This window comes from Planococcus sp. CPCC 101016 (assembly GCF_007859295.1).
Taxonomy (GTDB): domain Bacteria; phylum Bacillota; class Bacilli; order Bacillales_A; family Planococcaceae; genus Planococcus.
The window spans coordinates 227,682-239,818 of the sequence record NZ_VOHB01000002.1 but is presented as its reverse complement, the minus strand read 5'-3'; the positions used below and the strand labels follow the sequence as shown (position 1 = coordinate 239,818).

Annotated in this window: 8 protein-coding genes; 5 read left to right on the top strand and 3 right to left on the bottom strand. The window is 47.2% G+C overall.

The window, feature by feature from the left end; translation table 11 throughout:
- The first annotated feature begins 25 nt into the window (after nucleotides 1-25).
- Entirely contained in the window at nucleotides 26-1,645 is a 1,620-nt protein-coding gene (locus FQV26_RS01135; protein WP_146555545.1) for a glutathione ABC transporter substrate-binding protein, read from the top strand.
- A 72-nt stretch (nucleotides 1,646-1,717) separates the two neighbouring features.
- Here FQV26_RS01135 and FQV26_RS01130 read toward each other — a convergent pair whose 3' ends face one another.
- A complete protein-coding gene (locus tag FQV26_RS01130; protein ID WP_146555544.1) occupies nucleotides 1,718-2,785 on the bottom strand; it encodes a M42 family metallopeptidase in 1,068 nt (355 codons plus the stop codon).
- Between the two features lie 182 nt (nucleotides 2,786-2,967).
- Between FQV26_RS01130 and FQV26_RS01125 the strand changes: the two genes are divergently transcribed.
- The 4 genes from FQV26_RS01125 to FQV26_RS01110 all read left to right on the top strand — a co-directional run bounded on the left by FQV26_RS01125 (nucleotide 2,968) and on the right by FQV26_RS01110 (nucleotide 7,536).
- The gene (locus FQV26_RS01125) at nucleotides 2,968-4,092 is read left to right on the top strand and encodes an amidohydrolase (RefSeq protein ID WP_146555543.1); all 1,125 of its coding nucleotides are present in this window, start codon (nucleotides 2,968-2,970) and stop codon (nucleotides 4,090-4,092) included.
- A 140-nt stretch (nucleotides 4,093-4,232) separates the two neighbouring features.
- Nucleotides 4,233-5,051: an alpha/beta fold hydrolase gene (locus FQV26_RS01120; protein ID WP_146555542.1), complete on the top strand. Its 819-nt coding sequence runs from the start codon at nucleotides 4,233-4,235 to the stop codon at nucleotides 5,049-5,051.
- 126 nt (nucleotides 5,052-5,177) lie between these two features.
- On the top strand, nucleotides 5,178-6,512 hold the full coding sequence (locus FQV26_RS01115; protein ID WP_146555541.1) for a hypothetical protein: 1,335 nt from the start codon (nucleotides 5,178-5,180) through the stop codon (nucleotides 6,510-6,512).
- 58 nt (nucleotides 6,513-6,570) lie between these two features.
- Nucleotides 6,571-7,536 carry a class F sortase gene (locus FQV26_RS01110; protein WP_146555540.1) on the top strand — a complete coding sequence of 322 codons (966 nt, stop codon included), beginning with the start codon at nucleotides 6,571-6,573 and terminating at the stop codon, nucleotides 7,534-7,536.
- 179 nt (nucleotides 7,537-7,715) lie between these two features.
- On the opposite strand, the gene nasC is transcribed toward FQV26_RS01110, so the two are convergent.
- Both nasC and nirB read right to left on the bottom strand, forming a co-directional pair.
- Nucleotides 7,716-9,809 (bottom strand): assimilatory nitrate reductase catalytic subunit NasC, encoded by a 2,094-nt coding sequence (nasC, locus tag FQV26_RS01105; protein ID WP_261384237.1) that lies wholly within the window; start codon nucleotides 9,807-9,809, stop codon nucleotides 7,716-7,718.
- Between the two features lie 41 nt (nucleotides 9,810-9,850).
- The gene (gene nirB, locus FQV26_RS01100; protein ID WP_146555539.1) at nucleotides 9,851-12,136 is read right to left on the bottom strand and encodes a nitrite reductase large subunit NirB; all 2,286 of its coding nucleotides are present in this window, start codon (nucleotides 12,134-12,136) and stop codon (nucleotides 9,851-9,853) included.
- Nucleotide 12,137: the final 1 nt, after the last annotated feature.

Here is a 12,137-nt window from a genome sequence, read left to right as displayed (position 1 = left end):
AATACGATATACAGGGGGAAACTAAATGGCATTACCGAGAAAATCAGTTTGGTCTTTTCTATTATTGCTTGTTCTAGCGCTGTTCCTGGCAGCATGTGCAGGTGGCGGGGGCAGCGATGACTCTTCCGGATCATCGGAAGACGGAGCAGCTCCTGCAGACGGCGAAGCCGCACAAGGAGGAGATTTAATCCTCGCGGTCTTATCGGATGCTTCCTCTTTGGATCCGCATGGTGCCAATGACGTGCCGTCATCGGTCATCCAAGCGAATATTTTTGAAACTTTAGTAAACCGTGATGAAAACAACGAAATTATTCCAGGTCTTGCCGAGTCTTGGGAACCAATCGACGAGTTGACTTGGTCCTTTAAACTGCGTGAAGATGTAACTTTCCACGACGGTGAACCGTTCAATGCCGAAGCGGTCAAAGCGAACTTGGACCGCATTCGCGACGAATCTCTGGCATCACCGCGCTTTAACTTATACGAAATGATTACGGATGTTGAAGTGATTGGGGATTACGAAGTACAGATTAAGACTGAATATGCCTTTTCCCCATTGCTAGCCCACCTTTCTCACGCAGGCGGCGGCATGATTTCACCGGCATCGATTGAAGCCGATTATGAAGCAGTTGCCGGAGGTGCTGATCCATTCTCGGTTGTTTCTGCAAACCCAATCGGTACAGGCTTCTTCAAATTTGAATCTTGGGAGCCGGGCTCTGAAATTCGCTTATCGAAAAACGAAGATTATTGGGACACTCCAGCAAACGTAGATACTGTAACATTCCGCGTTGTTCCTGATTCGCAGGTGCGTGCAGCCGATTTGGAAACCGGGAACGTTCATATTATCGATCCGGTTCAGCCGAACGAAGTAGCGCGTATTGAGAATTCAGGATCTGCTTCAATTGTGCAGCAGCAATCTGCGAGTATCGCTTATCTAGGCTTTAATGCACAAAAAGCGCCATTTGATGATCCGTTGGTGCGGCAGGCAATCTCTTATGCCATCGACCGTGAAGCGATCATCTCCGGTATTTATGATGGTGTTGGAACTGTAGCGAAAGGGCCGGTTGCGCCAGGCATTTTCGGCTACACCGAAGATGTGGAATCGATTGAGTACGATATGGACCAGGCGCGTGCCCTTCTTGAAGAAGCTGGCTTGGCTGACGGCTTCACCACAAGCATTTGGACAAATGACAACCCGCAGCGCCAGTCGATTGCGGTACTTGTACAAGAGGCTCTTGCTGAATTGAACATTGAGGTTTCCATTGAAGTGATGGAATTCGGTTCTTATATCGAACGAACTGCTTCCGGAGACCATGATATGTTCATCCTTGGCTGGTCCAACTCTACAGGAGATGCAGATTATACCTTGTATCCATTGTTCCATTCAGCTTCCTTAGGGAACCCAGGGAACCGTACGTTCTACGAAAATCCCGAATTTGACGCTTTGTTAGATGAGGCACGCCGTGCAACTGAAGCTTCTGAGCGCGAAGAGCTCTATGCAGAAGCACAAGCGATGTTAGCTGAAGATGCCCCAATGGCTTACTTGCTTCACCAGGATTACTTGGTGGGCGTTGCTGATGCAGTATCCGGATTCGAAATCAACGCAGCCGGAATCTATCAGCTGCGAAACGTTTCCATCAATCAATAAAACCGTTAAAAACCGAAGTCCATTGAAACAATGGCTTCGGTTTTTTTGTAGTTTACGTGAAATTTTTTGCTGCTACACGAATTTCAAGCTGCCCCATTGGGAACTGTCGCGCAGCATCGCTTCCAATAAGGTAAAGCCTGCTTCAAAGTCCTTTAAATTCGCCATTTCGACCGGCGAATGGGAATAGCGGCGAGGGAATGTAATGGCTGCACCTAAGATGCCTTCTCTCGCCAAATGAATCGCCGATAAGTCCGTTGTTCCTTTTGACATGACTGATAACTGGATCGGTACATCATTTTTCTCTGCATACTTGATGATCAAGTCTTTCATCTGCGGCGCCATTAAATTGCCGCGTGCACCGCCGCCTGACAATAAAGGCAGCACCGGCCCTTTGCCGATGGCAATCGGATATGTATTGCCATCCGGTGTGTCTGCGCATGCAATGGTATCGAGGATGACGGCATAGTCCGGGTCGATTTTATAGCCCGCTACCTGTGCACCACGAAGGCCCACTTCTTCCTGCACAGTGATCACGCCGACAAGCGTTCCGCTGAACTTCTTGTCCTGAAACGCCTTGAATAATTCTACAAGCATGACGCAGCAGCTGCGGTTATCGATCGCTTTGCCGCAAATCAAATCACTATTGGTAAACCGATCAAGATCGCTGATATAAGTAATCGAATCGCCGATTTGAATGCCCATTTGGAGCACTTCTTCTTCGGATGCTGCCCCGACGTCGACGTACATGTCTTCAATCGGCAACACCTTGGTTTGTTCACTGGCAGTTTGAAGATGTCCGGCTTTTACGCCGACTACGCCAAAATGGCCGTTCACTTCGACTTTGCGTCCGACTAGCAATGCATCCATCATGCCGCCGGTCCGCTCCATACGCAAAAAGCCTTTGCTGTCGATCGCACTGACCATGCAGCCGATTTCGTCCGAATGCGCCGACACCAAAACTGTCGGACCTGGCTGATCACCTTCCAGGACAGCATAGATATTGCCCATGTGATCAATTTCCACAGCTGCGAGCGGTTCCAGCAATTCAGCCATTCGCTTGACTACTTGGTGTTCTCTTCCGGGACCGCCCGGCAAAGCTGCAAGCTCTTTTAGTTCTTGGAAAAATCGTTCTTTAAACATATACTTCCTCCTTTTGATCAATCTCTACAACGTTCATTCTACTTGAAAATAGACGGGCAGTCTTTCGGAAAATTCCGTTTTTTCCAGAAAGAATCGATTCAATATCCGCCATCAAGCACTTTTCCTCTTCTCTGCAATGGTAAACTGATTAATGAGTCTATTCTGAAAGGGGATTTTTATTGATGATTATGATTAAAAATGCGTGTGTTTGGGATGGTACCGGAGAAGTGATTGAAAACTGCTCTTTATTGGTCGACAAAGGGAAATTCATCGGTGTTGGCAAGGATCTGGCATCACCGCCTGACTGCAAAATAATTGATGCAGCCGGTAAAATCGTCACTCCGGGATTGATCGATGTCCATACACATCTTGGCATTACAGAAGAAGGCATCGGAAAAGATGGAAAAGACCATAACGAAACAAGCAGTGCCATTACTCCGCAGCTTCGGGCGATTGATGGGATAAATCCGCAGGATCGAGGATTTGAAGATGCGCGGCAAGCTGGCATCACCACAGTCCAAGTCATGCCAGGAAGCGCCAATGTCATCGGGGGCGAAATGTCGGTGTTGAAAACGGCCGGCTATATTGTTGACGAGATGGTCATCCGCTCGCCTTCCGGCATGAAAGCAGCAACCGGCGAAAACCCGAAAGTCTTCCACGGCGGAAAAGGAAAAATGCCGACTACACGCATGGGCGTAGCGGCACTCTTGCGGGAAAACCTGATCGATGCGCGAAATTATCTGGACAGCGAGAAAAAAGAACGAAAACTCGGCATGGAGAACTTGGGGAGAGTCTTGAACAAAGAAATCCCTCTTCGTGTCCATGCACATCGCGCGGATGATATCGTGACGGTACTGCGCTTAAAGCGCGAGTTTGGAATCGATATCACCATTGAACATTGCACCGAAGGCCATCAGATTGCAGCGTATATCGCGGAACATGAAGTGCGTGTCTCGGTCGGGCCTACTTTGTCGACGCGTTCCAAAGTGGAATTGAAGGACAAGCAATGGTCAACGATCAAGGCACTCCTTGACGCCGGAGTGCCTTGTTCAATTACGACAGACCACCCAGTGGTTGGCATCAATTATTTACTGACAAGCGCGATTCACGCCATCAACCATGGCATTTCAGAAGAACAGGCATTGCGCGCTTTGACCTCCGATGCCGCCAAGCACCTGGGTGTGGAAAATCGTGTAGGCTCCATCGAGACTGGAAAAGACGCCGACTTCGTCATTTGGAGCGGCAAACCGTTCGAACTGCAGCATCATGCAGAAGAAGTCTTTATTAATGGAGGGAAAGTGAACTAAGAGCAGCTGAAAAGCTGGCTTGCTTATTCCCGATAAGGTCTACCTAAAAAATAGTTCTTCCTTCAATAGAAGTTTAGTTAAAAACAATATGGGGAACGTTACAGAGCACTACCAGTTTTTAAATTAGAGGAGGAAAATTTTTGGGACATTATATCGAAGTGGAAGATGGCGTAAACGTTTATGTAGAAGATGTGGGATCGGGCCAACCGGTAGTATTTATTCACGGCTGGCCGCTAAACAGCAAAGCATTTGAAGCTCAAGTCAGCGAACTGGCTTCACAGAATTTCCGTTTTATCGGCATTGACCTCCGTGGCTACGGAAAATCAGACAAACCGTGGTCAGGATATGATTACGATACACAAGCGAGCGACGTCAAAGCGGTTGTTGATCATTTGAAACTTGATAACTTCGTGCTTGCCGGATTCTCCATGGGCGGCCCGATCGCTATCCGTTACCTGTCGAAGTTCGGTGAGCAAGGCGTAGATAAATTATTGCTGTTATCCGCTGCTGCTCCGTTGTTCACACAGCGCGAAGACTTTAAAATCAACCTGAAGCCTGAAGAAGTGGATGACATCATCCAGCAGATTAAAGAAGATCGCCCGGCTTTCCTTTCTGAGTTTGCGGACATGTTCTTTGAACAGAAGCATTCGCCGGAGTTCCTGCATTGGTTCCAGACAGTGGGGCTCGAAGCTGGAGCGCATTCAACCATCAACTCCGCAATTGCGCTAAGAGATGAAGACTTGCGTGGAGAATTGGCGGGCATTACACTTCCAACTGCCATTTTCCATGGCAAAAAAGATGAAATTTGTGCCTATGAACTGGGCGAAGAACTGGAGAAGCAAATCCCCAACTCCGTCCTTGTTCCGTTTAAAGACAGCGGACACGGCATCAATGCCGACGAACCAGAGCGCTTCAACAATGAACTGCTCAGCTTCTTAAGAAGTTCTGGTGTGAAATAAGACAAGGCAATCCAAAAATAAAGACAGGCTTACGAGCCGTCTTTATTTTTTTTTGAAAAAAAGTGATCTAATTTTAAACCCACTCCGTTATGTTGGTAAGAATTAAAAAAAGAGGAGTGGTTTTATATGAAATGGAATAAAGTTTTAGCACCTGTACTCGGAGCCGCGTTATTGATTCCAGGAATGGCAACAACCGCATTGGCAGATGAGTTGCCGCCAACTGAAACAACAGGCGTGGAACTTCGCGCAACCTTGGATTCTTTGTTGTCAGAGCATTACGCGTTGGCCGTAGATTCCATGATGAAAATTTATGACGGGGATGAAGCGGCAGAAGCGGCAGCGGCAGCACTTGATGCCAACGCAGCAGATATGGAGCCGGTCATCGCTTCTGTATACGGTGAAGAAGGCGGAGCCGCTTTTGTTGAAATCTTCGACAAACACAATATGGGCACTGACGAGTACGCAGCCGCAGTAAAAGACGGCGATGAAGCGATGCAAGAAGAAGCGCTAACAGAAATTCAGTCGTTTGTTGACGACATGGGCGCATTTCTTGGCACGGCAACAGAAGGCAATCTTCCAGAAGACGGTGCAACTGCAGCTCTTCGCGAACATGAAGACTATGTTCAAGAAACATTTGATCTGTATGTAGAGGGCGATTACGAAGCTGCGTACACATCTTACTTAGAAGGCTTCACACAAATCTTTGGAGCTGGAAGTGCCATCAGTGGTGCGATCTCCACTCAATTCCCGGACCAATTTTCTGATCCGAACACACCAGCTGGTGATTTCCGTTCGACAGTAAACCGCATCGCAGCCGAGCATTTCGCTTTAGCGCAACTGAGTATGACGAAAGGCTATAACGGTTCTGAAGACTTTGATTTTGCCGATTGGGCACAAGACCAAAACACAGAGGAATTCCGCGGGGCACTTGCTTCTGTTTACGGTGAAGAAGCGAGCAACCAATTTGTTGAACTTTGGAACAACCAGCATATTTCGGTCCAAGGCGACTTGGCTACCGCTGCAGCAGCTGACGATCAGCCTGCAGTAGAAGAAGCAACATCGACTTTGACAAGCACATTTGCAACTGATCTTGGAACATTCTTGAACAGCGCAACTGAAGACCGTATGCCTTTAGATGAAACCATTGCAGGTGTACAAGCACATGAAACATCTGTTGTCGACACATTCCAGCAGTATGTATCAGGCGATTACGCAGCATCTTACGAAACATACCGTTCAGGATATGCTATTATGTTTGATATCGGTAAAGGATTGAGCGGGGCTATTGTCGACCAATTCCCTGAGAACTTCGAAAATGCAGCACCTGAAAAAATGCCTGCCACTGGATTCGGCGGCACGGCTGAACAATCAAATACAATGATCCTTTGGGTTACATTGAGCACAATGATCTTATTGGCAGCTGGTACAATCACTTATCGTCAAACCAAAAACCAGCAATAATTAGTTCAGGGAGGGCCACTGGCTCTCTCTGTTCCTGATTGGAAAGGAGGGATTGCAGATGAAGCAGCTTGTCACGATGGGAACCGCTATCATTTTATGTCTTGTTTTGTTCTTCATTCTAAAACCTTTGGCAGCCAGCCCGACTTTTGAAGAAAAAGCCGATAAGGTGGAACAGCCTATGGAAACAGAACAAGCGGCAGAAGAGGAAGCAGCATCCGGCAACTATGTCGACAAGATTGCGGAATTTCCGATCCTTCCGGAACAGCGGGAAAAGCTGCAAATGCTGCAGCAGCAACGCCAGGAAAGCATAAAAGGCATGCAGCCTGCGAAGATCGAAGTTCCCTCTATTGGCGTCAAAGCAAACATAGAACCGACCGGCATTCTTGATAATGGGGAAATGGGTGTACCGGAAGATGTCGACCAAGTCGGCTGGTTTAAGCCAGGCTTTAAAGCAGGCGCAAAAGGCAATGCTGTTTTGGCAGGCCATGTCGACAGCTTGACTGGACCCGCTGTCTTTTATGAACTTAAGAATGTCGAAGTTGGGGAAACTGTGATTCTGACAGATGCTGATGGCCGGGAAATGGTCTTTGAAGTAAAAAACCTGACCAGCTATGAGACCGACGAAGCACCGATTGAAGAAATCTTCGGCAGCTCGGATAAGCGGATGATCAACCTGATTACGTGCACCGGCGACTTTAACCGTGACATCGGCTCACATGAAGAACGCCTGGTTGTCACAGCCGAACTGATTTCAGATTCCAGTGTCAAAGATACCAAACCGGAATCTCCGGCAAACGTAACAGCTACTTCGTTCAACATCTCTTGGCACGCTGTGCGTGATGATGCCATTATCGGCTACCGCATCTATGAAAAAGACATCGAGACAGGCGAACTGAAGAAAATCGAAACGGTTTCCTTGTTCGACAGAAAGAAAGTCGAACTCAAAACAGATGATACGAAACGCTATTTCGTTACTTCTGTAGATGTCGATTTGAACGAATCCGAAAAAGCGGAAGCCCAGTAAAAGAGCCAAAGCGGCTCCGACAAACAAAAAGAGATGGACCAAGTGCCCTTGCACTTGATCCATCTCTTTTTATGTCCAGCGGAAAACTTCCGCTTCCCTCATTCTTCTTTTCAGCGACCTTCAACAATATAGCTTTTGATGGGCTGGAATAAATGAAGGGTTGACTAAGTATGTCATGATTAAGTAAACAAAGGTTCTATTGCTGCAGCACAAACTTTAAAGCCTGGCATTTTGGATGCCGGTTCAAGTTCTTCGCTCGTCAGCTTGTTAATGTTTTGAATACCGCCCCAGTGCATGGGCACAAAAATGGTGTCTTCACGAATAGCTGCTGTCAGTTTGCTTCGGACGACAATTTCTCCACGCCGCGAACGCAGTTTGACGAGTGTATCATCTTTAATGTTAAACCGCCGCGCTGTTTTCGGGTGGATTTCCACGAATGATTCAAACTGGCGCGCTTCAAGTGTCGGACTTTTAAGTGTCTGTACGCCCGTTAAGTAATGGCCTAATGTTCGGCCAGTAGTAAGGGACAGCGGATATTGGCTTCCTGTTCTTTCTTTTGGAAAGTGATTGGGAATAGCCTTCATTTCGGCTTTTTTGTCAGGTCTTGAAAAACCCTTTTCGAATAGTCGCTCTTCACCTGGATGATCCAGTGAAGGGCAAGGCCAATAGACACCTTCCTCTTTCCGGAGCCGGTCGTATGTAATACCGTAATAGTCAGCCAGGCCACCGCGGCTCGCGATCCGCAATTCCTCAAATATCTCTTCCGCTTTTTTGTATTGAAAATAATGGCCTTTTCCAAGTGATGCCGCGATATCCGAAAGGATTTCCCAATCCTGTTTCGCCACCCCGATTGCCGGTCGGGCAGCTTCACGCAGTAAAACCCGACCCTCCAAATTGGTTAACGTGCCGGTACTTTCCAAATAAGAGGATGTCGGCAATATCAAGTCTGCATGCTGGGCCGTTTCTGACAATAGCATATCGACAACTACAAGAAAATCCAGTTTGTCTATTCCTTCTTCAACAAAATTGGCATTCGGATTAGAAACGATCGGATTGGACGCCATCAAGAAAAGAGAACGAATTTCCTGTGCATGGATTTTTTCCATCATTTCATAAGCCGACACACCTTTTCCAGGCAATTCAACCGGATCAATCCCCCATATTTCAGCTATGTATTTTCGATGTTCCGGATTTTCAATGGAACGGTATCCGGGCAGCTGATCGGCTTTTTGGCCATGCTCCCGTCCTCCCTGTCCATTTGCCTGTCCCGTGACAGCGCCGTATCCGCTTCCGGGTTTACCCATTTTGCCAGTTGCCAACAGCATATTGATGAAATTCCGCACCGCCAAGGAGCCGTCTGTCTGCTGTTCGACGCCGCGAGCAGTAAAAATAAGCGAAGAAGCGGATTTGCCGAACTGCGTTCCTGCCAATTCAATATCTTCTTTTGGCACACCCGTAATATTCGCGATATCGCTCAAATCAAGTGCTTCAATATGGGACTTTACTTCATCAAATCCTGTTGTACGGCGCTCTAAAAAGGCATGGTCGATAAACCCGCCGTCCATGATTACTTTCAACAAGCCATTTGCCAATGCCGCGTCCATGCCAGGCTTCACTTTCAAATGCAAATCCGCCATTTCTGCAGTCTGAGTAAGACGCGGATCAATAACAATGATATAAGCGCCATTGGCTTTTGCATCCATGAAGTATGGCAGCAAGGTAGGCTGACATTCCGCAATATTAGTACCTGCTAAAACGATGCAGTCTGAAATGCGGATATCGGAAAGCGGCATCGTCAGCCCCCGATCTATCCCAAAAGCCTGATTGCCGGCAGTTGCCGCTGCCGACATGCAAAAACGCCCATTGTAATCAATATAAGGAGTCTGCAATGCAACCCGCGCGAATTTCCCAAGCAAATAAGACGATTCGTTAGTCAGCGAGCCGCCTCCATAAACCCCTACTGCTTGATAACCATACTGTTGCTGGGTAGCCGTTATTTTCTCAGCAATCAAAGCATATGCTTCCTCCCATGAAACCGGCACAAATTCTTTGCCTCTCTTCATTAAGGGCTCTGAAATACGCTCATTGCTTAAGGCATGCTGATAGGCATTCACTCCCTTAACACATAAACGGCCTTCCGACGCAGCGTTTTGCTTTGGCTCGATCGTATAGCTGCGAATTCCTTCATTTACTTTTTCAGTGATTTCCATTTTGCATTGCACACTGCAAAATGGGCATTGGGTTTCCATTACCGTTTCTGCTGACGTCGTCATCTTTTCACCCGCTTTATAGAATGATCGATATTTGCCGGTCCTCAGCCCATGGCATGAGACAAAGCAACTTCTGTTTCCCGCTTTTTGTCCGCTGACCTTCTCGCCGCTTTTTGACTAATCATTTCTTCCCGTATCGAAAGAATGCCGGTGCGCACTACCCACTCAGCCAGCTCTTCAAGATAGAAAGCCGTTCGCTGATATAAAGATAACAATGCTTCAGTCATCGACAGCGCCTCACTCATTGTCATAGCAGTATAAAATCTCTCACTGCCGCCGTAAAGTTCCCATCCCCCCGGTGCGCCGATCAAGCTGATGTCCTCTCTCCGAGCTTTTGCCTGATCATCAACCCCTGCGGATATGCCGATAGTGATTTCAGTTGGAAAACGAGACGATTCCAATTCTTTTTCCAGTTGGAAGCCCAGCAAGAGAGAATCTTGCATAGCATTTTTCCCGTATCGGCTACCCGAACATGTACTGACAGCCCGAAGCCCATAGCCATATGAATGGACTTCAAGAGCCAATTCAGTGCGCACTGCAGCTACTTCCTGTTGCCGGATTCCGTATAACTCCATTCGCGGCCCAGTTGCCAATTTAACAAGCGGAATATTATATTTCTTAACAATTTCTGTTATTTTCAAGAGCTGCTCGGTTCCTATTAGACCTCCGTGAAGCCTCGGCGAAACCATATATGTGCCATCCGCAGTTTTTTCTTCTATTATTTCCGGGATCTTGGCACTGTGTACACCCATGTAATATCGAATTGCCGGACGGCAAATTTCACATCCACCCACTGTCGACCAACCAAGACGAAGCATAATTGCTTCTTGCGTGTCCTCTGCACTCTCCTTGATCATTTCAATCAATTCACTATGATCTGCCGTAGTACAAGTGCACATCGGCTGCTTTATCTTAGTGGCTACCCCGCATCGTTGAACATAATCCAAAATATCTGCAACCAACGGACGGCACCCCCCGCATGAACTTGACGCTTTCGTGCACGCTTTAACATCATCGACACTATCAAGTTCTTCGTCGCATATCGCATTGGTAATAGTTCCTTTTGTGACACCATTACAAGCGCAAACCAAATCGTGATCTGCCATTGCAGCTATTCGACCGTCTACATCGACTGCCGTTGCCGCAAACTCTTTTTCAACTTCTTCGTAGCCTGCTTTTTGCTGGATCATGTTCAGTAAGTTTGAACCTGTCGAAGTGTCGCCAAACATGACTGCCCCTACCACTTCCTGATTTCGGAGAACCACTTTTCTATATGTGTTCTTGACACCGTCATACCATTTTAATAGGACGGTCTCTTCACTTTCCGTAAACTCCCCCGCTGAAAACACATCAACCCCGGAAACTTTTAGTTGCGTTGATAACACAGAACCTTGATAGCCTTCATGAGATTGTCCACAAAGCACTGCAGCCAATACCTTGCCTTGCTCATACAAAGGCGCAACCAAACCGTAAACGGAACCGCGATGCTCCACGCATTCCCCAACAGCATATACATTCGGCAAATTTGTTCTCATATAATCATCGACTACAATCGCACGATTCACTTCAATTTCCGTATCCGCCGCAATCTCGGTATTCGGACGGACCCCCACAGCCATCACCACTAAATCGGCTTCTCTCCAGCTTCCGTCCGCAAATCGAATGCCGTCTACCCGCTCTTCGCCGGTGATTTCAACTGAACTGGCCTGCAATAAAAAATTCATTCCTTGGTTTTCAAGTTCTTTACGAAGCATCTCGGCCGCCAATGAATCGAGCTGGCGTTCCATTAAATGTTCAGCGATATGAACCACATCCACTTTCATGCCAAGGTTCAACAAGCCACGGGCTGCTTCTAACCCCAGCAATCCACCGCCGATTACAATCGCCTTTTTATATTTAGCGGAATATTCAATCATTTTTTCGCAGTCTGATATATCTCGGAAAGCCGTCACGCCCTCTTTTTCTGCACCGGGCAGGGGCAACATGAACGGTATGGAACCGGTCGCAATGATCAAATCATCATAGTATACCTTCCGGCGCTTGGCTGTCACGACGTATTTCTCCTCTGCAACGAGCTGAACGACCTGTTCATCGGTGTAAAGTATAATGCCATTGTCCTTATACCATTGCCAATTGTTTAAGGTAACACTTTCTACAGTCGTATCTCCCTGTAAAACTTTAGACAGCAAAATACGATTGTAGTTTGGGTGCGGCTCTTTGCCGAATATTGTTATATCAAAAGCTTCAGAATCAATCTTCAATATTTCTTCTACTGCACGGACACCGGCCATGCCGTTTCCTATGACCACTAATTTACGTTTGTTTACCATC